Here is a 23,372-nt window from a genome sequence, read left to right as displayed (position 1 = left end):
CAGATTGCCTACGCGTTACGCACCCGTGCGCCACTGGGCATTGCTGCCCCGTTCGACTTGCATGTATTAGGCCTGCCGCTAGCGTTCATCCTGAGCCAGGATCAAACTCTCCATTGTAAAAGTTTGTTTGCTACTCCGAAGAGTAGCGATTGTCTTGGCCATCTTTTGTCGTTGTCGTGCCGAAGCACGACGGTCTGACAGGATTGGTTTGTTCGTTTCGCTTGGTTCACTACCTGCTGCGCTTCACAGCGCTTCGGTAGCTACTACCTTGTCGTTTTCAACACTCTCTCAAAGAACGTGTGAACACCTGCTGTGTTCAGTGCCAAAGCGCGGTTCGCTTCGGTGTTTTCGTTTCGGGTTGCAAAGGTAAGAAGCCTTGTTCTTTCTTTCCAAGCCCCGGAGCAACTTTTTTTCGTTGACCCCGTCTTTTCAATCTTGCTCGGCTCACGTTTCGAACCGGGCTGCAAAGGTAACAAACTCGTTGCCGTCTCTGCAAGTTCCAAGCGCAAGTTTTTTTCTTGCTGCTTTTCTTTAGACTACCATTTCAAGGCGAAACGGAGGGCAAAGGTCGGAACAATCATGCTGTCGTGTCAAGCCCCGCAAGCAACTTTTTTTTTCGCCGCTTGCTAGTCTCGCCGCTTCCTGCTGAATCGGGGTGCAAAGGTAGCACTTCCATTTTCAGAAAGTCAAGAGACTTGACAGAAAAACTTTTCAAAACTTCCTCGTTTGAGGTTTCAGCTGGCCGTTTGCCGAACTGGGATGACAAAGGTAAGGCCCGCTTGCGCAATGTCAAGCGGGCCTTCGCATTTATTTTCTAGCCTCGGGCTAGTTCAGGTGGATCGTGCTGGTGCGGTCGGGGCCGACGCTGACGATGCTGACGGGTACTTGGAGCTGCTGCTCAAGGTATTGCACGTAGGCGGTCAGCTGGGCGGGCAGGTTGGTGGGCTCCGAGATGTTGTCGAGGCTGGTTTGCCAACCGGGCAGCGGGGTGTACTCGGGGGTAAGTTCCTGCAGCTCGGCGAGGTCGAGCAGGTGCTCGGTGGTGCTGCCGTCGGGGCGCTTGTAGTGGGTGCAGACCTGGATTTCGTCGAAATCGGAAAGCACGTCGGCTTTCATCAGGTGGATTTCGGTGACGCCGTTCAGCATGATGGCGTAGCGCAGGGCTGGCAGGTCGATCCAGCCGCAGCGGCGGGGGCGGCCGGTGGTAGAGCCGAATTCGCGGCCGGCTTGGCGGATCTTCTCCCCTACTTCGTCGTGCAATTCCGTGGGGAAGGGGCCGCTGCCGACGCGGGTGCAGTAGGCTTTGCTGATGCCGTACACCTTGTCGATGTGCTTCGGGGCGATGCCGAGGCCGGTGCAGGCGCCGGCTACCACGGTGCTGGAGGAGGTGACGAAGGGGTAGGTACCGAAGTCGATGTCGAGCAGGGAGCCTTGGGCGCCTTCGGCCAGGATGCGTTTGCCCTGGGCCAGCAGGTCGTTCAGCAGGTACTCGGTGTCGGTGAGGCGGAGTTGGCGCAGCTCTTCGACGGCTTCGAAGAAGATGGGCTCGGCTTCTTCGATTTCCAGCTCGCGTTGGTGGAAGTTGGCAAGCTGGCGATGCCGCTCGACGGCCTCGTTATAACGCTCCTTGAAGTTGGGGTGCAGGATGTCCCCTACTCGCAGGCCGGTGCGGCCAATTTTGTCCTGGTAGGTCGGGCCGATGCCTTTTAGGGTCGAGCCGATTTTGCCGCCGCCGCGGGCTTCTTCCCATATCCGGTCCAGCGCGCGGTGCGACGGGAGGATGAGCTGGGCTTTCTTGGAGATGTAGAGGTTGGCGGTGCCGTCGACGCCGCGGGCGGTGAGTTTGCGCAGCTCTTCGCGGAAGACGACGGGGTCGAGGACGACGCCGTTGCCGACTACATTAATAATGTGCGGGTGGAAGATACCCGATGGCACCTGGTGCAGGACGTGCTTGGTGCCGTTGAAGGTGAGGGTGTGGCCGGCGTTGGGGCCGCCTTGAAAACGAGCTACTACGTCGTACGTGGGTGCAAGCACGTCCACGATTTTACCTTTTCCTTCGTCGCCCCACTGGAGGCCAACGAGTACGTCTACGGGCATTTAGTTGGCGTTTTTGAGCAAGCTAGAGGCAGCTGCTTCGTCGTCGGCAATGGTGAAGATGGAGGTGAGTTTGGTCAGCGCCAGCATCTTGCGCGGGTGCTCGGCGGGGTTGATCAGGACCAACTCGCCGCCGCGGCTGCGGAATTTAGTCAGCAGCGACACCAGCACGCCAATGCCGGAGCTGTTGACGTAGCGGACATTGGAGAGGTCGACGGAGCAGAGCTTCACGGCCTCGTCGCCGAGGTGCTGGTCGACGGTCTGGAGGAGTTGTTGGGAATCGGGGCTGCCAATCAGGTCGCCGGAAAGGCGGACCGAGAGGATGCCGTCTTGCAGGTTGGCGTCGGTTCTCATTCAGTTGTACTACGAGCGTCTTTGGCGCGGCAGTCGCCGCAAATACCGTAAAGATTCAGAGAGTGGTGCAAGATATGGAAGTTCAATAACTCCCCGACCATGGTCTGGATGCCGTGGATGCGCGGGTCGCAGAACTCCACGACTTTGTGGCACTCGGTGCAGATGACGTGGTCGTGCTGGCGGTAGCCGTAGGACTTCTCGTACTGAGCGAGGTTGCGGCCGAATTGGTGCTTGCTGACGAGGTGGTGCTCGACCAGCAGATCCAGGGTGTTATAAACGGTGGCACGGCTGACCTGCACGCCGCGGTCTTTCATGCCGGCGTAGAGTTCTTCTACGTCGAAGTGGCCGGTGCGCGAGTAGATTTCCTCCAGGATGGCGTACCGCTCGGAGGTCTTGCGCAGGCCCTTGCTTTCGAGGTAGGCGGTGAAAATCTTCTTTACCTCCTCGTACTTCTCAACATCTAGCATGAGCGCAGATGGGCTATGGTTTTGGGTGGATAACCGTGATGCAAGTGTTTTGTCACAGCACGATTATTGGCAATTCAGCTGCAATTGGCATCGACCATTATCATTGACACAGCTCATGTCACGGAATAAACGAGACAACGCTATCGGGTTTTTGTGAATAATGAACAAACTTGAATACAGCATCAACACTTTTGCTTTTCCCATCTCTGCTACTGCTCCAACTTGTTATCTTGAGTGTTGAATCGTTTGTAATGGTTCCTTTTTCTGTAAGTGTACTTACGCATCCATTCGACTGAGACGTCCAGTATTGTATCTCAAGCCTATTACCCTCAATTCTGTACACTCCATAATCTCCTTTGTATTTTTTCTTTAAATCGTTGATTTCAAGGTTCACATTTCCAGCAATAGCATCATTCAAGTTGAATGAGCGTCTATTGATAAACACTCCATTCTTGTTGAATAGGTATACATCTGGGTTGCCACTGTTAACGCCAGTAATATCTCCATAGTAGTATCCGTTTATTTTCAGGGCACCCGCATTGTTTTCTAGACGCGCAAATCCCAGCTCTTCATCACTACATAAAAATTTAGAGCATCCCTGGCCACATAGCATGACCAGCCCTACTATGATGTATTGGCGCACAACTTTCATAAGTCAGTTCTTGAAAAGGGCCTATATATACTAAGGAGTGCTGCACTTAGACTCGGATGTACTGCCGAGTCGTTTTAGGAGCCGAAACGCTCGACCGACAACACGCCACGGACGCGGCTGAGGCGCTGGATGAGCTTTTCGAGGTGGGCCGTGTCGTTGACGAACACCATGATCTGGCCTTCGAACATGCCGTCATCGGAGTCGATGGTGATGGAGCGCATGTTCACCTTGAGGCTGTTCGAAATGATTTTGGTGACGTCGTTGACGAGGCCGACGCGGTCGGAGCCTTTGATGCGGATACCGGCGAGGAAGGCCAGCTCCAGCTGCTCGGTCCATTTGGCGCGCACGATGCGGTTGCCGAAGCTGGACATGAGCGTGGTGGCTTTCGGGCAGGACGTGCGGTGAATGACGATGCCTTGGTCGGTTTCGAAGCCGAACACGTCGTCGCCGGGGATGGGGTTGCAGCAGGTAGCAATGGTGTAGCGGATGAGGTCGGTGGTCTGGCCGATGACCAGCATATCCGGGCGCACGCCGCGCAGCTTCTGCACTTCCTGGTCGAAGGCTTTCGGCTCCAGCATCGAGGGGGTGCGCGGGAGCGGGACGGTGGGGTCGAAGAGGCTTTCCTTGATTTCGCGGCCGTCGACCTGCCCGATAGCCAGGCGGTAGTAGAATTCGTGCAGGTTGTGCACGTTGAAGTGGGCCAGCAGGCGGTTCAGGTTGTCCTGGCTGGGCTCCACTCCTATCAGCTCCAGGCGCTTTTCGAGTAGGAACTTGCCGTCCTCGGCCTTGGCGCGCTTGTCGTCGCGCAGGTAGTCCTTGATGCGGGTGCGGGCCTTCGACGTCGTGACGTAGCTCAGCCACTCCTCCGTCGGGCGCTGCTTTTGGGAAGTCAGGATTTCGACTTGGTCGCCGTTGCGCAGGCGGTAGCTCAAAGGCTCCAGCTTCTGGTTGACTTTGGCGCCGAGGCACTGTAAGCCGATGTGAGTGTGGATTTCGAAGGCAAAATCCAGGGCGGTGGCGCCGTCGGGCAGAATGACCAGCTTGCCTTTCGGGGTGAAGACGTAAACTTCCTTGACGAAGAGGTTCTGGCGGAACTCGTCCATGAACTCCAGGGCACTGGAGTTGTTGGTTTCGAGCATCTCGCGCACCTTGTTGATCCACGCTTCCAGGCTGGATTCGGGCTGCACGGCGCCGGTGTCCTTGTATTTCCAGTGCGCGGCGTAGCCTTTCTCGGCAATGTCGTCCATGCGCCGGGAGCGAATCTGCACCTCCACCCACTGGCCGGTCTGGGACATGACGGTGGTGTGCAAGGACTCGTAGCCGTTGGCTTTGGGCGTGCTCACCCAGTCGCGCAGGCGGTCGGGGTTGGGCTGGTAGAAGTCGGTGACGATGGAGTAGACGCGCCAGCAAGCGGCTTTTTCCTGCTCCGGTGGCACGTCGAGGATGATGCGGATGGCAAACAGGTCGTAGACTTCCTCGAAAGGAATGTTCTGCTTGCGCATCTTCCGCAGGATGGAGTAGATGCTCTTGGGGCGGCCCTTGATTTCGAAGTTGAAGCCCTGGGCTTTCAGCTCGTCGTCGAGCGGGGCCACGAACTCCTTGATGAAGCGGTTGCGGGCGCCACGGCTCTGGCGCACCTTCTGCGTCAGGTCGCGGAAGGTTTCGGTGTCGGTGTACTTCAGGTGCAGGTCCTCCAGCTCGCTCTTGATGGCGTAGAGGCCGAGGCGGTGGGCCAGCGGGGCGTAGAGGTAGATGGTTTCCGACGCGATTTTGAGCTGCTTATGGCGCGGCATCGAGTCGAGCGTCCGCATGTTGTGCAGGCGGTCGGCGATTTTGATGAGGATAACGCGCACGTCTTCCGACAGCGTCAGCAGCATCTTGCGGAAGTTCTCGGCCTGCTCGGAGGTGCCGTAGTCGAACACGCCCGAAATCTTCGTGAGGCCGTCGACGATGCGGGCGACCTTGGTGCCGAACTCGCGCTCCACGTCGGAAATTTCCCAGGGCGTGTCCTCCACCACGTCGTGCAGCAGGGCCGCCACGATGCTGGTGGTGCCCAGGCCGATTTCCTCCACCACAATCTGCGCCACGGCCAGCGGGTGCAGGATGTACGGCTCGCCGGACTTGCGGCGCATATCCTTGTGGGCCTCCAGGGAGGTGTTGAAGGCCTTTTTGATGAGCTTGGCGTCGCCCCCTTTGAGGTAGGGCTTGGCCGTGCGGAGCAGTTTGCGGTAGTGGCGCAGGATTTCCTGCCGCTCTACCTCCGGATCTATGAGAGTTGCCATTGGCGAAAAAGCACTGCGGGCCGCTTGCGGAAGGCGGCCGACGAAGGTACGAAAACCGCGCCCGGTGGGGTCCCTCCTACCGGGCGGAACTGTGCGGAAGCGCGGTTCGGCTGGGCGAAGGGGCGGTGGAGCTTGGTAGTACCGGGTAAGATAACAGCGGAAGAGGGCTGGGCGTTACCGAATGAGCAGCGTAGCGTTATTATAGATGATGTTTTTGATATTGCCCAAGTCTATAGACAAAGCATTGTATCATCATGAAAAGTCAATTGGCTGATATACTTCAGTTACTAAATGAAGCCCTGGAAGCAATAGGCCAACCAGCTATCCAGAACAATCCGGCTTTCATTCAGAATCCCGGATTCAGTAATTCGGAGTATTGCATGGCCTTCGAGTTGGCCGGTGCAGAATCTAATAGCTTACACCTTGCGTGGACTATATCTTCCGATGGTATCAGCTTTTTTATTGACAGGGCTAATGAAATCCCTGAGTGGAGCTATGAGTATGTCATCAAACATCCAACGGCCTTTCAGCAGGTAGTAATAGCGCTGTTTACATCCTGGATTTTGATAGAACACAAGGGACGAAGAACTATCATACGTCTGTTTGGAGAAGATGGAAAACAGAGTAATCAGTTTTCTTACACTCAAGGCATAGGGCTCAACTTCTTGCAGAAGAGTAATTACAAGTTATACCAGCCTGTTCTTTTTCGGGAATCAACGAAGCTGTAGAGATACTTCGGCTGCGCGGACCCCAGATGAGCATGACGTTCTGGGTCGGTGCAAAGCTCCGCCGCCGAAAAGCCGCCGTTTTTCCCTAACACTTGTTAGCTTTGGTCTGACAAGGCAGCTACCCTTGCTGCTTTGCCGCGCGGCGTCACGGGCTACGCGCTGATGCCGCTTTTCCGACCTCTCTCCCACCCCTTTCTCATGTCCGATTCCACTCTGCTTTTCTCCCTCGACGGCGGCGTTGCCACCATCACGTTTAACCGGCCGCAGGTATTCAACAGCGTCAATAAGGAAGTGGCGCTGGCCTTGCAGGAGCGCCTGCGCGAGTGTCAGCGCAACCCCGAGGTGCGGGCCGTGCTGCTGACCGGCACCGGCCGGGCCTTTTGCGCCGGGCAGGATTTGGCCGAAATTACCGGGCCCGACGCGCCCGAGGTAGCCGACATCGTGGAGAAGCACTACAACCCCATCGTGGAGCTGATCCGGGCGCTGGACAAGCCGGTGCTGGCCGCCGTGAACGGCGTGGCGGCCGGCGCGGGCGCCAACCTGGCCCTGGCCTGCGACGTGGTAGTGGCCAAGGAATCGGCCTCGTTTATTCAGGCGTTCAGCAAAATCGGGCTGATTCCGGACAGCGGCGGCACGTTTTTCCTGCCCCGGCTGATTGGGATGCAGCGGGCTTCGGCCCTGATGATGACCGGCGACAAGGTATCGGCCACCGAGGCCCAGCAGATGGGCATGATCTACAAGGTGTTTGCCGACGACGCGTTCGAGCAGGAAGCCCTGTCCCTGGCGAAGCGGCTGGCGGCCATGCCCACCAAGGGGCTGGCCTACACCAAACAGCTGCTGAACGGCACCTTCGGCAACGACCTCACCCAGCAGCTGCGGGCCGAGGGCGACTACCAGCTACGCGCCGGCAGCACCACTGATTACCGCGAAGGCGTGGCCGCATTCCTGGAGAAGCGCCAGCCCACGTTTACCGGCCGCTAATCAGCCCGATGTGGAGACGCAACTTTGCGTCTCCCGCTAGAACGTCCTTGTTGAACGACAACGACCTCACGCAGCGTGGACGAAGAGACGCAATTATGCGTCTCTACATCGACCAGATTTTCCTTTCGACTGACCAGCCGCCGCGGCGGCATCTGCTTCTTCCCATGAGCACTCCCACCCTCGAAAACTACGCCCTGGGCCGCTGGATGCCCGGCGCGGGCCCCAAGCAAGAACTCTACGATGCCTCGACCGGTGAAGTCATTGCCCTGGCCGACGGCGAAGGCCTGGACTTCGCGGCCATGCTCGACTACGCCCGGCGCGTGGGCAACCCCAAGCTGCGCAAGATGACCTTCCACGAGCGGGGCCGCATGCTCAAGGCGCTGGCGCTGCACCTGACGGAGAAGAAGGAGCAGTTCTACACCCTGAGCTACCGCACCGGCGCCACCCGCGCCGACTCCTGGATTGACATTGAAGGCGGCATCGGCAACCTGTTCGCCAACGCCTCGCTACGCCGCAAATTCCCCGATAAGCCGTTTTACGTGGAAGGGGAGCCGATTGGGCTGTCGAAGGGCGGCTCGTTTATGGCCCAGCACCTGCTGGTGCCGCGCGAGGGCGTGGCCGTGCACATCAACGCCTACAACTTCCCCATCTGGGGCATGCTGGAGAAAATTGCGGTGAATCTACTGGCGGGTATGCCGGCCATCGTGAAGCCGGCCGTACCCTCGGGCTACCTGGCCGAGGCCGTGGTGCGCGAAATCGTGGCCTCCGGCATCCTGCCCGAGGGCGCGCTGCAGCTGGTGGTGGGCTCCGGCATCGGGCTGCTCGACCACGTGGACTACCGCGACGTGGTGACCTTCACCGGCTCGGCCGAAACCGGCCGCAAGCTCCGCGCCCACCCCCGCATCATCCAGGAAGCCGTACCCTTCAACCTGGAGGCTGACTCGCTCAATGCCGCCATTCTCGGCCCCGACGCCACGCCCGGCACCGCGGAGTTTGACCTCTTCATCAAGGAGGTGCGCAAGGAAATGACGGCCAAGGCCGGGCAGAAGTGCACCGCCATCCGCCGCGCCATCGTGCCCGAGCACCTGGTGGAGGACGTGCAGATTGCCCTGGGTAAGGCGCTGGCGCAAACTACCATCGGCCACCCGCTGGCCGAGGGCGTGCGCATGGGCGCCCTGGCCGGCATGGAGCAGGTGCAGCGCCTGCGCGAGAAAGTGCAGCAGCTGGCCAAAAACACGCCCATCGTGTACGGCGACCTGGACAACGTGCAGGTTATCGGGGCCGACTGCAAGACCGGCGCGTTCATCTCCCCCATCGTGCTGCTGAACTCCGACCCGTTCCGCTTCACCGACTCGCACGAGGTGGAAGCCTTCGGCCCGGTGACGACGCTGATGCCCTACAAGTCGGTGGACGACGCGGTGAAGCTGGCCAATATGGGCAAAGGCTCCTTGGTGTGCTCCGTAGCTACCAACGACCCGCTGGTAGCGCAGGAATTCGTGCTCGGCGCGGCGACGCACCACGGGCGCATCCTGGTGCTGAACCAGGAAGTAGCCAAGGAAAGCACCGGCCACGGCTCCCCGCTGCCGCTGCTGATTCACGGTGGCCCCGGCCGCGCCGGCGGCGGGCAGGAAATGGGCGGTATCCGCGGCGTGGAGCACTTCATGCAGCGCGTGGCCGTGCAAGGCTCGCCCAGCATGATTACCGCCATTTCGGAGGTGTACCAGCAAGGGGCCAAGCAAACGGAGCGCGACAAGCACCCCTTCCAGCACTACTTCGAGGAGCTGAGCATCGGGCAGACCTACACCACGCACCGCCACACCGTCACGGAGGCCGACATTACCAATTTCGCGCAGGTGTCGGGCGACAATTTCTACGCCCACGTCGACGCGACTTCGCTGGAAGGTACGCTGTTTACCGGCCGGGTGGCCCACGGGTACTACATCCTGTCGAAAGCGGCCGGCATGTTCGTGGACCCGCGCAAAGGGCCGGTGCTGCTCAACTACGGCCTCGACGAGTGCCGCTTCACCAAGCCCGTGTACCCCGGCATGACCATCGGCGTGCAGCTGACGGTGAAGGAGAAGATAGCCCAGGAAAAACGCTCCGAGGACGACGTGGCCAAGGGCATCGTGCGCTGGTTGGTGCAGGTAACCGACGAAATCGGCGACACCGTGGCCGTAGCCACCATCCTGACGATGGTGAAGAAGAAAGACCAAGCGTAATTTTTTCTCGCAGAGGTCCGCAGAAGAGGCGCAGAGGTTCGCTGAGTTGTTCTAGAACGGCTCTGCGGACCTCCGCGAAACCCTCCGCGAACCTCTGCGAGAAACAACTCAGCCCATCCCCATGAACGACCTCCTCACCGCCGGCAAAGTCGGAACCACGACTGACGCCCAGGGCATTGCCACCGTTTCCTTTTTCCACCCCAGCCACAACTCCCTGCCCGGCGCCCTGCTGACCGAGCTGGCCGACACCATCACCCGCGTCGGCCAGGAGGCACAGACCAAGATCATCATCCTGCGCAGCGAGGGTGAAAATACGTTCTGCGCCGGCGCCTCCTTCGACGAGCTGATGGCCATTGAGGATGCCGAGCAAGGACTGCAGTTCTTCTCCGGCTTCGCCAAAGTCATCAACGCCTGCCGCACCTCCCCGCGCATTATCATCGGCCGGGTGCAGGGCAAGGCCATCGGCGGCGGCGTAGGCGTGGCGGCGGCCACGGATTATTGCTTTGCCACCGCGCAGGCCGCGGTGAAGCTCAGTGAGCTGGTGGTGGGCATCGGGCCCTTCGTGGTTGGGCCGGCGGTGGAGCGCAAGCTGGGCAAAGCAGCTTTTTCCGAGCTGGCGCTGGATGCCGCGGAGTTTCGCCCGGCGGCCTGGGCCCGCGACCGGGGCCTGTACGCGGAAGTGCTGGAGACGACCGAGCAGCTCGACCAGGTGGTGGCCGCCTTTGCTGCCAAGCTGGCCGCCTACAACCCCGAGGCGCTGACCGAGCTGAAGCAGGTGTTCTGGCAGGGTACCGAGCACTGGGACCAATTGTTGACCGAGCGCGCCGGTATCAGCGGCCGGTTGGTCTTGTCGGATTTCACCCGGCAGGCCATTGCGCGCTTTAAGAGCCGCTAGGGCCCCGCACAACCGCCATCTTCCCGCAAGGGTTTGATTTTCCGACGCACTTGTTTAGCTTTGCGGCCCCGCGGCGACCGGCCCGGCTATGCGGATGTGGCGAAATTGGTAGACGTGCCAGACTTAGGATCTGGTGCCGCAAGGCGTGTGGGTTCGAGTCCCTCCATCCGCACCACTCCACTGCTGTTTCGGCAGCAGCCTCGATGCAGGCCCTCAACACCCCGGCCCCGGTGCGTTGGGGGCTTGTTGCTTTTTTACCTAACTGGGTCTTGCCGACCCGCTTACTTTTAACCTCCGACTCGTTTTGGAAATCACCCTCGACAAAAAAGACGAACAGCAGGGCGCCCTGCTGACCGTGCGCCTCACGGAAGCTGACTACGCCGAAGCCGTAGAAAAGCAGATCAAGGACGTCAGCAAACGGGCGCAAATCAAGGGCTTCCGGCCGGGCAAGGTGCCGGTAGGGCTGGTGCGCAAAATGTACGGCAAGGGCGTACTGGTGGACGAAATCAACAAGCAGCTGAACTCGGCCGTCGACGGCTACATCAAGGAGCACCAGTTGCGCCTCATCGGCGACCCGCTGCCGGTGCCCACCAACGTGGACTTTGACTCGCAGAAGGACTACGAATTCCAGTTCGAGCTGGGCCTGGTGCCCGAATTCACCCTGCCCACCGGCGAAGGTTTCGAGGTGGAGCGCCCCAAGGTGGAGCTGGACCAGAACACGCTGGAGGAAACCTACGAGCAGATTGGCCGCCAGTTCGGCGAAAACACCAACCCCGAAACCTCGGAGGCCGGTGACTACATTTCGGGCCAACTGAAGCAGGAAACCACTGATTTTTCGCAGAAAGTGCTGCTGCCCACCAACAAGGTGAAAAACGGCGCCGACAAGTTCATCGGCGTGAAAGCCGGCGACGTGGTGACCTTCGACCTGAAAGACGCTTTCGGCGGCGACGTATCGGCCATTGCCAACTTCTCGGGCCTGTCGAAAGAGCTGGCTGCCGGCGTAGAAGGCGAATACACCTTCGAAGTGGAGCAGATTCACCGCTCCAAGCACGCCGAGTACGACCAGGACCTGTTCGACAAGGTGTTCGGCAAGGACGCGGTGACCTCGCGCGAGGAGTTCGACGCCAAAATCAACGAGACGATTCAGCAGAACTACGACCGCGAAGCCGACAACGTGCTGACCCGTCGCCTGATCCAGAAAATCGTTGAGCAGACCGAAATCAACCTGCCCCGGGAGTTCTTCAAGAAGTGGCTGCTGGCTGCCAACCAGGGCAAAGTAACCCAGGAGCAGATCGATGAGCACTACGAGGACTACGCCAAAGAGCTGAAATGGTCGCTCATCCGCAACAAAGTGGTGGAAGAGCAGGGCCTGAAGGTGACCAACGAGGAAATCCTGGAGCGCACCATGGACAAGATTCTGGCCCAGTTCAACATGCCGGAAGTCGGCGACGAACTGCGCGAATCCGTCCGCGGCTTTGCCGACAACTACCTGCGTCAGGAGAACGGCAAGAACTACGTGCAGGAGTACGAAGCCATTCTGGCAGATAAAGTAGTCGAGAACCTGCGTGGTCAGATTGTTGTGAAGGACCAGCCGATGACGGCCGAGGACTTCCGGAGCAACCCGCAGGCGTAATTTCCGCGCCGGGGTTGATTCCCGCTAAAAAAAAGCCCTTACTTCGTCGGAGTAAGGGCTTTTTTCGTACCCTTGGCTTCCGGCGCAGTAGCCACCATCAGCCGTACCAACCATCCCTCCTACCTTTTCAGTCAATGCTGAACAAACAGGAATTCCGCAAATTCGCCGTTAAGGGCCAAGGCCTGAGCGGCTTGGGTGTCGACCAGTATCTGCACCACATCGAAGGGCAAAGCCGCCATTTCGTCACGAACATGACGCGGTCGGTTATCGAGGAGCGCCCCACGCGCTTCGCCGAAATCGACGTGTTCTCGCGCCTAATCATGGACCGCATCGTGTTCCTGGGCACGCCCGTCGACGATTACATTGCCAACATCATTACCGCCCAGCTGCTGTTCCTGGAGTCGGCCGACGCCAAGAAGGACATTCTGCTGTACATCAACTCGCCCGGCGGCTCGGTGTACGCCGGCCTCGGCATCTACGACACGATGCAGTACGTGGGTCCGGACGTGGCTACCATCTGCACCGGCCTGGCCGCCTCCATGGGCGCCGTGCTGCTCGCCGGTGGCGCCAAGGACAAGCGCTCGGCCCTCCCCCACGCCCGCGTGATGATTCACCAGCCTTCGGGCGGCGTGCAGGGTCAGTCGTCGGATATCGAAATTACCGCCCGCGAAATTCTCAAGCTGAAGAAAGAGCTGTACGACATCCTGGCCAAGCACACCGGCAAAACCTACCAGGAAGTGCACGACAACTCCGACCGTGACTACTGGATGCGCGCCGATGAAGCCAAAGAGTACGGCATCATCGACGAGGTGCTGGAGCGCCACAAGCTGGATAAGTAAGCAGGTGAAACGACTAAATAGAACGTCATTCCGAGCGAAGCCGAGGAACCGAAGGAAGGCGAAGCCAATCTCGCTAGATAGTATTGTCATGCTGAGCCCCGCGAAGCATCTCTACTGTCAGTAATTCCTGATTCCAACGAAGCGGTAGAGATGCTTCGGCTGCGCTCAGCATGACGTTCTTTTTGCACCGTTCTATTGGCGGCTCAACGTCAGCACGCGAGATGTCTCGACAAGCTCGACATGACGTTCTGATTAGCCAATGCAATAATTGCCCAGCCAGTAATTCCGATCGTTCGGCGACAAAGTTCTGGTGACGAACGGCCGCTCATGCAACCGTCTCATTCTGAATGGTAACTTCAGGGTGAGACGGTTGTTCTTTTTGTAGAAGCCCCGCAGTTCGGCACTTTTATGTGAGAGCGGGGCGTTTGCAAATCCGTACCTTTGAGACGGTATTCGGCCCAGCACGGCTAATTCCGTTAGTTTTTCGACTTTCCTTCGACAATGGCAGATATCACCTGCTCGTTTTGCGGCAAAAGCAAGCGCGAGGTTTCCATCATGATTTCCGGCATCAACGCGCACATCTGTGAGCGGTGCGTCGGGCAGGCGCAGCAGATTTTGAACGAAGAGAACAAGATTCGTTCGAATTCGAAGACGCCGAAGTTCAACCTCGTGAAGCCCCGCGACATGAAGGAATACCTCGACCAGTACGTGGTAGGCCAGGATGAAGCGAAGAAGGTGCTGGCCGTGGCGGTGTACAACCACTACAAGCGCCTGATGCAGAAGCCCGTCGGCAAGGACGACGTGACGATTGAGAAATCGAACATCATCATGGTGGGCGAAACCGGCACGGGCAAGACCTTCCTGGCCAAAATGCTGGCCTCGGTGCTGCAAGTGCCCTTCTGCATTGCCGACGCCACGGTGCTGACCGAAGCCGGCTACGTGGGCGAGGACGTGGAAAGCATTCTGACCCGCCTGCTGCAGGCCGCCGACTACAACGTGGAAGCGGCCGAGCGCGGCATCGTGTACATCGACGAGGTGGACAAGATTGCCCGCAAGAGCGACAATCCCAGCATCACCCGCGACGTGAGCGGTGAGGGCGTGCAGCAGGCCATGCTGAAGCTGCTGGAAGGCACCACGGTGAACGTGCCCCCGCACGGCGGCCGCAAGCACCCCGAGCAGAAGATGATTACGGTGAACACCGAGAACATCCTGTTCATCTGCGGCGGCGCCTTCGTGGGCATCGACCGCATCATCAAGAGCCGCCTGAACACCAAGCCGCTGGGCTTCGCCAAGACGATGCTGGATGAGAAGGTGGACACCAACAACTTCCTGCGCTACATCACGGCCCAGGACCTGAAGCAGTTCGGTCTCATTCCCGAACTGATCGGCCGCCTGCCCGTGCTGACGCACCTGAACCCACTGGACAAGGCCACGCTGCGCATGATTCTGACGGAGCCCAAGAACTCCATCCTGAAGCAGTACAGCCGCCTGTTCGAAATGGAGGGCATCACGCTGACCTTCACCGACGAGGCCCTGGACTACATCGTGGAAAAGGCCGACGAGTACCGCCTCGGCGCCCGCGGCCTGCGCTCCATCTGTGAAAGCATCATGACCGACGCCATGTTCGACATGCCCTCGGTGACGGACACTACGGAGCTGGTCATCGACCTGGACTATGCCCACGAGAAGTTCGAGAAGTCGCCGCTGAAGCAGCTGCGGGCGGCGTAAGGCTTGCACGGATTAAATGCAAGAAAGCTCCGCGACAAAAGTTGCGGGGCTTTTTTGTGTAGCAGATGTGCAGCGTTTATGCGACAACCCTGCACAGTTTCGGGGTGCATCTCGTATCAATCGTGCAAGGATGCAGCACAAATGCTGCACGTCTGCGTATATTCGCCCTGTCAGCCGGTCGGGCGGACACAAAAAGTGGCAGAACGCCGAAGCCTCCTGCCACCTGCTACTACAGCAGCTGCTTAATCAGGTACTCTAACCCGACCCGCATTGCTGCCCCGAAGAACTGCAACCACAGTTTTTCGGTTTTCCGAAAGAAGCCGCGTAGCCACGACTTCTTTTTCGCACGTCCCTTTTTCATCTTGGCTGGAAGAAAGGGTGTTCGAGCACCCACTTCCTGAAGCCCCGGTTGTTCCTGCAGCCGGGGCTTCGTCTTTATAAGACGACGCTTTGGCGGGGTGACTACCGTGCGATAGGCCGAAGATACGCCTTTGCAAACGCCAATGGCCCCGGAAACAGCTGTTCCCAGGTCCATTGGCGTTTGCAAAGGCAGTAACCTTACTTCTTCAAATACCCCACCATCAGCTCCGCCGCTTTATCAGCCGCATTGGTGCGGCCCAGCTTCTCGCGGATTTCGGCGTAGCCGGCTTTCACCTGAGCAATGTATTTCTCGTCGTCGAGCACCTTGTGCAGCTCAATGACGAGGTTGCGGGCGGTGAAGTCGCCCTGGATCAGCTCTTTCACCACTTCGCGGTCGGCAATGAGGTTGACCAGGGAAATGTACTTAACCTTGATAAAGGACTTGGCCAGCTGGTACGACACGGCGCTGGTGCGGTAGCACACCACCTGGGGCACATCGAACAGGGCGGTTTCCAGGGTGGCAGTGCCGCTGGTGACGATGGCCGCCTTGGCATGGCGCAGCAGGTCGTAGGTCTGGTCGACCACGATGCGCACGTTGATGCGCTCGAAGTGGCGGTAGTAGGCCGGATCGAGGTTGGACACGCCGGCCACCACAAACTGGTAATCGAGGAAGGGCGGCAGGATGCGCAGCATTTCGAAGAGCATTTCCTCAATTTCCTGCTTGCGCGAGCCGGGCAGCACCGCAATAATGGGCCGCTTGGGGTCGAAGCCGTTACGCTGGTGGAAGTCGTCGCTCAGGGCGTGCTCGTGCACGGCGTCGGCGGTGGGGTTGCCGATGTAGTCCACGTCGTAGCCGAAGCGCTGGTAGAACTCCCGCTCGAAGGGCAGGATAACGAACATCCGGTCGACCAGGGCCTTGATTTTATGGACGCGGCCCTGGTTCCAGGCCCAGATTTTGGGCGAAATGTAGTAGAATACCTTAATGCCGTGCGCCTTGGCAAACTTGGCCACGCGCAGGTTGAAGCCCGCGTAGTCGACCAGAATGAGCACGTCGGGCTTGTTGGCCAGCAAATCCTGCTCGCACTCCTTGAGGAAACGGCGGAACTTGAAGATGCTGGTGGCGGCTTCCAGGAAGCCCATAATGGCCATTTCCTGGTAGTGGTGCACCATAGTGCCACCGGCTTCCTCCATCATGTCGCCGCCCCAGCAGCGGAATTCTGCTTGGGTGTCGCGCTGCTTGAGGGCGCGCATGAGGCGGGCGGCGTGGAAGTCGCCGGACCGTTCGCCGGCAATGAGGTAGTATTTCATTTCCAATTAAGAATTAAAAATTAAGAATTAAAAATTGAACTGCAGACGGCAGCTGTCGGCAATTATGGGCTGCCAAAGCTGTGTTTGAAGGTCGGGAACTGGACGTTCCGATGAGCTTCAATACGCAATTCTTAATTTTTAATTCTCAATTTTTAATTGATTCACTCGCCAAAATATTCGACGAAGTTGCGGGGCGTCTCGTAGATTTTAATGCCGTGCAGCTGGGCCGTGCTGGTAATACGAGGAAGCTCCCGCTGCAGGATTTCCCAGAAGGCCACGGCCAGGTTTTCGGTGCTGGCGAGCTTGCCACTCATAAAGGGCACGTCGAGGTTGAGGTTCTTGTGGTCGACGTGACGGATGATATGCTCACGGATCAGCGTGCTGAGGGCTTTCAGGTCGACCACGAAGCCGGTATCGGGGTCGGGCTGGCCTTTGACGGTGACAATGAGGTCGTAGTTGTGGCCGTGCCAGTTGGCGTTGGCGCAGGGCCCGAACACCTCCTTGTTGCGCTCCTCGCTCCACGCAGGGTTGTAGAGCTTGTGGGCGGCGTTGAAGTGTTCCTGGCGACTGATGTAAATCATTTGGCGGGATCTTGGGGACTTGGGGGCTTAGGGTCTGGGGGCCATCGGAGTTGAAACTGCGTTCCAAGCTCCCACGCTCCCAAGACCCTAAGCCCCCTTACGTCGCAGCAAATATACGAAGAACGGTACGCCGAACAGGGCCGTGACCAGCCCGACGGGCAGGCCGGCGGGCGGATTGAGCAGGCGGGCCAGCAGGTCGCAGCCGAGCAGGAAGGTGCCACCGAGCAGGGCGCAGAAGGCCACGTTCAGCCGGCCCGTGACGCCCAGCAGCCCCCGCGTGGCGTGCGGTACAATGAGCCCCACGAAGCCCAGCGGCCCGCACAAGGCCACCACGCCCGCCGTAATGCCCGACGAGGCCAGCAGCAGCAGCCAGCGGGTGCGCCCCACGTCGAGGCCCAGGGCGGCGGCCCGTTCTTCGCCCAGCAGCAGCACGTTGAGGTGGCCGCGCAACAGCCAGGCAGCCACCATACCCAGCAGCACCGCCACGGCCGGCCCGCCCAGCAAGGGCCAGCCGGCCCGTTCCAGGCTGCCCAGGCCCCAGGAAATGGCTGCCCGCAGCTGCGAATCGGTTTGGGCGCGGAAGGTGATGAGGCCGCCGAAGGCGTTCAGCAGGGACGACAGGGCCACGCCGGCCAGCAGCAGCTGCGCGGGAATCAGGTGGCCGCGGCGGCTGCCCAGACCGATAACCAGCACCGTGGCCCCTACGGCCCCGGCCAAGCAGCCCAGCGGCACCAGCCAGGGCGTGACGGCGCTGGCCGTGGGCAGCAGAATGTTCATCACCAGCGCGCCAAGCGAGGCACCCGAGGCCGTGCTGAGCAGGTACGGGTCGGCCAGCGGGTTGTTGGTCATGGCCTGCATCAGGTAGCCGCTCAGGGCCAAGCCGCCACCGGCCAGCAGGGCCAGCAGCAGGCGCGGTAGGCGCAGCTCGATGAGCACGACGTGGGCGGGGTTATCGGCATCGAAGTGGTTGAGGGCCTGCCAGAGGGTCGCATAAGTGGCGCCCGCCACGCTGCCTACGCGCAGCCCGACGAGCAGCAGCGCGGCGGCCGCGAAGGCCAGGGCGAGGAACAGCAGCGGGGCGCGGCGGCTCATCGGGCAGGGCGTAGCAGGCGCTGCAGCTCCCGCACCGATTCCACCACGCGCGGGCTGGGCCGGTCCATCAGGTCGCCGGTGACGGGATACACGCGGCGGGTGCGGTAGGCCGTGGTGCGGCGCAGCTCGGGGTACATGCGGAAGAAGGTGCTGTCCATCTGCCCAAACCGCCCGCCGATGATGACATCGGGGTTGAGCTTCAGGATGTACTCCCGCGTGAGGGCCGGGTAGGGCTGCGGAAAGTCCTCAGCCAGCGCATTCTGCCCGCCGGCCAGTCGGATTTTGTCGGTGAAGATGGTATTGCGGCCGAAGGCATAAATCGGGTCGGCGGAAATGACGGCCAGGGCGCGGGGGCGCGGGCCGGCCCCGGTATCGGCCGCCAGCTGGCGCAGCTCCCGCGTCAGCGAATCGGTGAGTCGCCTGGCCTGGGCTTCGCGGCCGAGCAGGCGGCCCAGGTCGCTGAGGCCTCGGAATACGTCGGTGACTTTCTGGTAACGCTGGTAGTACACCGGAATGCCCAGCTCCTGCAGCCGCGCGGCGTCGGCGGGGCTGGTGATGCCTTCGACGGTGAACACCACGTCGGGATGCAAGCCGACGAGCGTTTCAAAATCCAGCGGGTAGCTGTTGACGACGGGCTTGCGCCGGGCGGCGGCCGGAAAGTCGCACACCTGGGTGCGGCCGACGACGGTGCTGGTATCGGCCACGGCGTAGAGCATTTCCGTCATTGAGGCGGCCAGGGCCATGATGCGGCGCGGCGGCGCTTTGAACGTGACCGGGCGGCCGAGGTCGTCCTGCACCGTGAAGGGATGAGGGGCGGCTTGCGGCGTCTGGGCGGTTTCGGGGGCCTGGGAGCAGGCAGCCAGCAGCAGAGCCCCTAGCAGTACGGAATAAAGTTGGCGCATGGCCCGGCAAAGGTAGACGGCAGATGCTGACGGAGGCCAGCGCCGCCGGCCCGATTTCGGATGGTGCCCAGGTGCCGTGCCTGCATCAGACCGAACTTTCCGGGCTTGCGCGGCCTGGTCCTCTGCTGCTGGTGCAAAAGCTGGCACCGGTAGGGGCGGTGCGTGGCCGGAAGCGCCGGCTCCTCGGCGTCGACCAAGTGCTGGAGCCGGCCAGCGGGTCGAGGCCGCGCAGCGGGTTGCCCGGGCTGTAGCACCAGGCAAGCTGGCGGTGGACCATGCGCAGCAGCCGAGCCGCTTCGCTCCCGGGCAGTTGCTGCGGGTCGATAAACTGGTCAGCTACCTTCAGCTCATCGAAATTGAAATTAAACTGGCAACGCTTTCGTTGGCTGCCGGCAAGGTCCGTCGTATCTTCACTTATCCCCTAACCCCTGATGCGTTGTTACCCGCCTCCGCTTCCCGCGCTCTGCTGGCTGGCCTGCTGACGACCAGCTTCACCGCCTCAAACCCGCCGCAAACGACCGGTGGCGCCGCGCCAGCAGCGGTACCGGTCGTCCCGCCAGCTACCAATGAGCGGGTGTATACCGGCACTATCGGCCCGTACCCAGTGGTGCTGAACCTGGAGCTGAGCGACACCACCGGGCGGGTGACGGCCCGCTACTATTACCTACGGCGGGGCGCCGACCTGGCCCTGACCGGCAGCCGCTGGTCCGACTCCCTGGAGCTGGGCGAGTCCGCGGCGCCGTCCTACAACGGGGCATACTCTGAAGCCACGGCCCAGATACGCGCCCGCCTCCACGGCGACAGTCTGCTTACCGGGTACTGGCAGGCCACGGGCAAGGCCCGGCGGCTGCCCTTGAAGCTGCGCCGCCGTCGGCAGGCCTACGACTACGCGTATGCCGCCAAGCTCAGCCCCGGCTACTGGCAGGGTGATTTGTACGTGCAGCCGGTACGCCGAACCGATGATTCGCCGCTCTTCAAGCCCGACCCGGACGAGCCCGAGCCCACGGTGGATCTTTACTCCGACCACCGCTATCCGCTGGTGGCCGGCCTGGCCGACAAGCAAGCCGAAGCCGCGCTCAACGACCTGCTGGCCCAGGACGCCAATGAATGGGCCCCGACGCGGCTGCACCCCGCTAAATCGTACGCCTGGCTGAACCCCTGCTACTCCCATACCACTACGCTGGAGCTGCTCACGCCCGAGCTGGTGAGCATTGCGCGCGAAGACCGGGTCGACGGCTGCGGCAGCCCAGGGTTTCAGCGGCAGCACGAGTACACTGTCCTTTCGATGCCGGGGCTGCGCCCCCTCCCGCTGGATGCCCTGCTGCAAGGTGACTACCGGGCGCTGTTTCGGCGCTACTTCCAGCAGGAGCTGGCCTGGGTGCTCACGGACCTGGTGGACAAGGCAGATTCAGACGACCCCGACGAGCAGTGCACCCGGGCCCACATCCTGCAGACGATAAACGAAACCGTTGCCGCCGCCACTACCACCGAGCATATGCTGCTGACCCACCAAGGCCTCGTTATTCACGAGTTTAACCTGTACGAGTACTGCGTGGGTCCGGGCGTATACGAGCTGAACGTGCTCATCCCCTACGCGGCATTGCGGCCCTACATCCGCCCGAACTCGGCCCTGGCCCGCGCCCTGCCCGCCCCGGCGCGGAGGCCCTGAGCGCGTCCGACCGGCCGGAAACTGCGTACTTCGCAGCTCAGACGAACCCAACTCCAGCTTATGATTATCGTGACGGGCGCAGCGGGCTTTATTGGCAGCTGCCTGGTGAGCCGGCTCAACGCCGACGGCTTCAACGACGTGGTCGTGGTCGACAACTTCTCGGTGGAGCGCAAGCTGCTCAACCTGAAAGGCAAGCGCCTGCGCGAGTACGTGGACCGCAACGAGTTTTTCGACTGGCTCGACCAAAACCACGAGCAGGTGGAGTTTGTCTTTCACCTCGGCGCCCGCACCGACACGGCCGAGCAGGACGTGGCCGTGTTCGATTTGCTGAACCTGAACTACTCGAAACAGCTCTGGCAGGCCTGCGTGCGGTATCAGCTGCCGCTGGTGTACGCCTCCTCGGCCGCCACCTACGGCTCGGGCACCCTGGGCTACTCCGACGACGAGGCCCTGCTGCCGCTGCTGCGCCCCCTGAACCCCTACGGCGAATCGAAGAACGACTTCGACAACTGGGCCGTGCAGCAGGCGGAAAAGCCGTTTTTCTGGGCCGGGCTGAAGTTTTTCAACGTCTACGGCCCCAACGAGTACCACAAGGGCCGCATGGCCTCGGTTATCTTCCACACCTTCCAGCAGGTGCAGCGCACGGGCTCCATGGAGCTATTTCGCTCGCACAACCCCGACTACGCCGACGGGGAGCAGAAGCGGGACTTCATCTACGTGCGCGACCTGACCGACGTGTGCGTGTTTCTGATGCACCAGCGCCGCCACTCGGGCATCTACAACCTGGGCACCGGCGAGGCGCGCACCTTCCTCGATCTGGCCCTGAACACCTTCGCCGTGCTGGAAAAGACGGCCGACATCAAGTTCAAGGACACGCCCGAGGACATCCGCGACACTTACCAGTATTTCACCCAGGCCGATATGAGCAAGCTGCGCAGCATCGGCTACGAGCGGCCGTTCACGCGCCTCGAAGACGGGATTCACGAGTACGTGCGCGACTTTTTGCTGCCGGGCGCGTACCTGTAGGCCCGGACGCGCCGCCCCCCTGCCAATAGCTCCGACAGCGGGTTTGTCCGGAATTTTCCCTTTTTTCGGACGAACTGCCCGGCTCTGCCCGGGCCTGGCCTGACCTAGCATGACGCGGCGCAACATCGTAATTATTGGGGGCGGAGTGGCCGGCAGCCTGCTGGCCCTGCAGCTCACGCGCCTGCCCGGCGGCCCCTGGCCCCTCGATGTCAGCATCGTGGAGCCGCGCCCCCGCCTGGGCCCCGGCACGGCCTACGGCACCGAGCGGCCCGAGTGGCTGCTGAACGTGCGCAGCGGCGGCCTTTCGGCTCTGCCCGAGCAGCCCACGCACTTCGCCGACTGGCTGCAGCGCCGCGGCCTGCCCGACTGCCCCCACGGCTTCTGCTCCCGCCAGACCTACGGCCGCTACCTCGAAAGCCTGCTGGAGCCCCTGCTGGCCGCCCCCGCCCCCAACGGCGTGCGCCTGCGCTGGCACCACACGCGGGCCCTGGCCGCCCAGCCCCTGCCGGGCCCCGGCCCGGCCTTGCGCGTGCAGCTGGCCGACGATACCAGTCTGAACGCGCATACCCTGGTGCTGGCCTTGGGCAACTTCCCGCCCGCCCTGCCGGTGCGCCCCGCCACCGATTACCAGTTGCACCCGCGCTTCCACGCCAACCCCTGGGTGCCCGGCGCCCTGCGCGGCATTGCCCCCGACGCGTCGGTGCTGCTCATCGGTACCGGCCTCACGGCCCTGGACGTGCTGGTGGCCCTGCGCGCCGACGGCCACCGCGGGCCGCTGCTGGCCGTGTCGCGGCACGGGCAGTGGCCGGCGGCGCATACGCCCGCGCCGGCCGCGCCCTACCCGAATTTCTACGCCACTCACCTGGCGGGCCTGCACACCGTGGGCGCGGTGCTACGGGTGGTGCGGCAGCAGGTGGCCCGGGGCGCAGCCGAAGGCTACAACTGGCGGGCCGTGCTCGACGCGCTCCGACCCGATTTGGGTCGTATCTGGGCCGGCTGGCCGCCGGAGGAACAGCGCCGGTTTATGCGCCACCTGGCCACGCGCTGGGGCAATCTGCGCCACCGCAACCCGCCCCAGAACGCCGCCGTGCTGGCCGAGCTGCTGAGCAGCGGCCGCCTGCAGGTGCACCACGGCCGGGTGCGCCAGATTCAGCCCCGGGGCGACAATCAACTGGCCGTGCGCCTGACGCGCCACTACGTCTCCACCGAGCTGACGGCCGACCACGTGGTGCTCTGCACCGGTCCCCAGCTCGACTACGCCCAGCTCGACGAGCCGCTGGTACAGCAGCTGCGCCAGGCCGGCCTGCTCCGCTCCGACGCGCTGCACCTGGGCCTGGCCACCACCCCCGAAGGCGCCCTGCTCGACGCCGCCGGGGCCGCTTCGGCGCACCTGTTCACCCTAGGTCCCAGCCTGCGCCCCCAGTGGTACGAGTCGACGGCGGTGCCGGAGCTGCGGCAGCAGGCGGCCAATCTGGCGGCCCTGCTCGGGCGGCAGCACGGCGCCAGCGTGGCGCAGCCCGACGCGCTGCGGCTGGTACCCTGACCAACCATATTGCCTGCCA

The 23,372-nt window shown here is 61.5% G+C and carries 20 protein-coding genes, 1 tRNA gene and 1 rRNA gene; 11 read left to right on the top strand and 11 right to left on the bottom strand.

The genetic code is table 11. The features are described 5' to 3' along the window. The 6 genes from EJV47_RS21990 to EJV47_RS21965 form a co-directional block, all read right to left on the bottom strand. Positions 1-117 (bottom strand): 16S ribosomal RNA (locus EJV47_RS21990); the annotation flags it as partial. Positions 118-825: 708 nt separating this feature from the next. Continuing rightward, positions 826-2,097, bottom strand: a complete 1,272-nt coding sequence (locus tag EJV47_RS21985; RefSeq protein ID WP_126695359.1) for an adenylosuccinate synthase — start codon at positions 2,095-2,097, stop codon at positions 826-828. Continuing rightward, positions 2,098-2,448, bottom strand: a complete 351-nt coding sequence (locus EJV47_RS21980) for an STAS domain-containing protein (RefSeq protein WP_078011413.1) — start codon at positions 2,446-2,448, stop codon at positions 2,098-2,100. Beyond that, positions 2,445-2,915 carry a Fur family transcriptional regulator gene (locus EJV47_RS21975; RefSeq protein WP_126695358.1) on the bottom strand — a complete coding sequence of 157 codons (471 nt, stop codon included), beginning with the start codon at positions 2,913-2,915 and terminating at the stop codon, positions 2,445-2,447. The genes EJV47_RS21980 and EJV47_RS21975 overlap by 4 nt, the downstream gene beginning before the upstream one ends. 118 nt (positions 2,916-3,033) lie before the next feature. Further along, positions 3,034-3,567, bottom strand: coding sequence for a hypothetical protein (locus EJV47_RS21970; RefSeq protein ID WP_126695357.1), 534 nt, complete (start codon positions 3,565-3,567; stop codon positions 3,034-3,036). 74 nt (positions 3,568-3,641) lie between these two features. Continuing rightward, complete coding sequence (locus tag EJV47_RS21965; RefSeq protein WP_126695356.1) at positions 3,642-5,849, bottom strand: RelA/SpoT family protein; 2,208 nt, start codon at positions 5,847-5,849, stop codon at positions 3,642-3,644. 254 nt (positions 5,850-6,103) lie between these two features. Here EJV47_RS21965 and EJV47_RS21960 point away from each other — a divergent pair, with 254 nt between their 5' ends. The 8 genes from EJV47_RS21960 (at position 6,104) to clpX (ending at position 14,872) form a co-directional block, all read left to right on the top strand. Beyond that, a complete protein-coding gene (locus EJV47_RS21960; protein WP_126695355.1) occupies positions 6,104-6,577 on the top strand; it encodes a hypothetical protein in 474 nt (157 codons plus the stop codon). Positions 6,578-6,775: 198 nt separating this feature from the next. Beyond that, positions 6,776-7,558, top strand: a complete 783-nt coding sequence (locus EJV47_RS21955) for an enoyl-CoA hydratase-related protein (protein WP_126695354.1) — start codon at positions 6,776-6,778, stop codon at positions 7,556-7,558. A 164-nt stretch (positions 7,559-7,722) separates the two neighbouring features. Further along, positions 7,723-9,777 (top strand): phenylacetic acid degradation bifunctional protein PaaZ, encoded by a 2,055-nt coding sequence (paaZ, locus tag EJV47_RS21950; protein WP_126695353.1) that lies wholly within the window; start codon positions 7,723-7,725, stop codon positions 9,775-9,777. Between the two features lie 121 nt (positions 9,778-9,898). Continuing rightward, the gene (locus EJV47_RS21945) at positions 9,899-10,672 is read left to right on the top strand and encodes an enoyl-CoA hydratase/isomerase family protein (protein WP_126695352.1); all 774 of its coding nucleotides are present in this window, start codon (positions 9,899-9,901) and stop codon (positions 10,670-10,672) included. 90 nt (positions 10,673-10,762) lie between these two features. Beyond that, positions 10,763-10,847, top strand: a tRNA-Leu gene (locus EJV47_RS21940). Between the two features lie 129 nt (positions 10,848-10,976). Further along, positions 10,977-12,305: a trigger factor gene (gene tig, locus EJV47_RS21935; protein WP_126695351.1), complete on the top strand. Its 1,329-nt coding sequence runs from the start codon at positions 10,977-10,979 to the stop codon at positions 12,303-12,305. 134 nt (positions 12,306-12,439) lie between these two features. After that, positions 12,440-13,144, top strand: a complete 705-nt coding sequence (locus EJV47_RS21930) for an ATP-dependent Clp protease proteolytic subunit (protein ID WP_059072713.1) — start codon at positions 12,440-12,442, stop codon at positions 13,142-13,144. A gap of 501 nt (positions 13,145-13,645) precedes the next feature. After that, positions 13,646-14,872 carry an ATP-dependent Clp protease ATP-binding subunit ClpX gene (clpX, locus tag EJV47_RS21925; RefSeq protein ID WP_126695350.1) on the top strand — a complete coding sequence of 409 codons (1,227 nt, stop codon included), beginning with the start codon at positions 13,646-13,648 and terminating at the stop codon, positions 14,870-14,872. Between the two features lie 229 nt (positions 14,873-15,101). On the opposite strand, the gene EJV47_RS21920 is transcribed toward clpX, so the two are convergent. The 5 genes from EJV47_RS21920 to EJV47_RS21900 all read right to left on the bottom strand — a co-directional run bounded on the left by EJV47_RS21920 (position 15,102) and on the right by EJV47_RS21900 (position 19,115). Continuing rightward, positions 15,102-15,407, bottom strand: coding sequence for a hypothetical protein (locus EJV47_RS21920; protein WP_126695349.1), 306 nt, complete (start codon positions 15,405-15,407; stop codon positions 15,102-15,104). A 23-nt stretch (positions 15,408-15,430) separates the two neighbouring features. Continuing rightward, on the bottom strand, positions 15,431-16,540 hold the full coding sequence (gene lpxB, locus EJV47_RS21915; protein ID WP_126695348.1) for a lipid-A-disaccharide synthase: 1,110 nt from the start codon (positions 16,538-16,540) through the stop codon (positions 15,431-15,433). 161 nt (positions 16,541-16,701) lie between these two features. Further along, complete coding sequence (locus EJV47_RS21910; protein ID WP_126695347.1) at positions 16,702-17,121, bottom strand: 6-pyruvoyl trahydropterin synthase family protein; 420 nt, start codon at positions 17,119-17,121, stop codon at positions 16,702-16,704. A gap of 87 nt (positions 17,122-17,208) precedes the next feature. Next, positions 17,209-18,213 carry a FecCD family ABC transporter permease gene (locus EJV47_RS21905; RefSeq protein ID WP_126695346.1) on the bottom strand — a complete coding sequence of 335 codons (1,005 nt, stop codon included), beginning with the start codon at positions 18,211-18,213 and terminating at the stop codon, positions 17,209-17,211. Beyond that, positions 18,210-19,115 carry an ABC transporter substrate-binding protein gene (locus tag EJV47_RS21900; RefSeq protein WP_126695345.1) on the bottom strand — a complete coding sequence of 302 codons (906 nt, stop codon included), beginning with the start codon at positions 19,113-19,115 and terminating at the stop codon, positions 18,210-18,212. The genes EJV47_RS21905 and EJV47_RS21900 overlap by 4 nt, the downstream gene beginning before the upstream one ends. A gap of 436 nt (positions 19,116-19,551) precedes the next feature. Here EJV47_RS21900 and EJV47_RS21895 point away from each other — a divergent pair, with 436 nt between their 5' ends. From EJV47_RS21895 to EJV47_RS21885, 3 genes are all read left to right on the top strand, one after another. Then, positions 19,552-20,784: a hypothetical protein gene (locus EJV47_RS21895; RefSeq protein WP_126695344.1), complete on the top strand. Its 1,233-nt coding sequence runs from the start codon at positions 19,552-19,554 to the stop codon at positions 20,782-20,784. 60 nt (positions 20,785-20,844) lie between these two features. After that, entirely contained in the window at positions 20,845-21,810 is a 966-nt protein-coding gene (gene rfaD / locus EJV47_RS21890) for an ADP-glyceromanno-heptose 6-epimerase (RefSeq protein WP_126695343.1), read from the top strand. A gap of 109 nt (positions 21,811-21,919) precedes the next feature. Further along, positions 21,920-23,353: an FAD/NAD(P)-binding protein gene (locus EJV47_RS21885; protein WP_126695342.1), complete on the top strand. Its 1,434-nt coding sequence runs from the start codon at positions 21,920-21,922 to the stop codon at positions 23,351-23,353. Positions 23,354-23,372 lie beyond the last annotated feature (19 nt).

It is taken from the genome of Hymenobacter gummosus, assembly GCF_003970915.1.
GTDB lineage: Bacteria > Bacteroidota > Bacteroidia > Cytophagales > Hymenobacteraceae > Solirubrum > Solirubrum gummosum.
Note: the sequence above shows the minus strand (reverse complement) of the source record. Positions and strands in the feature narration are given on the sequence as shown.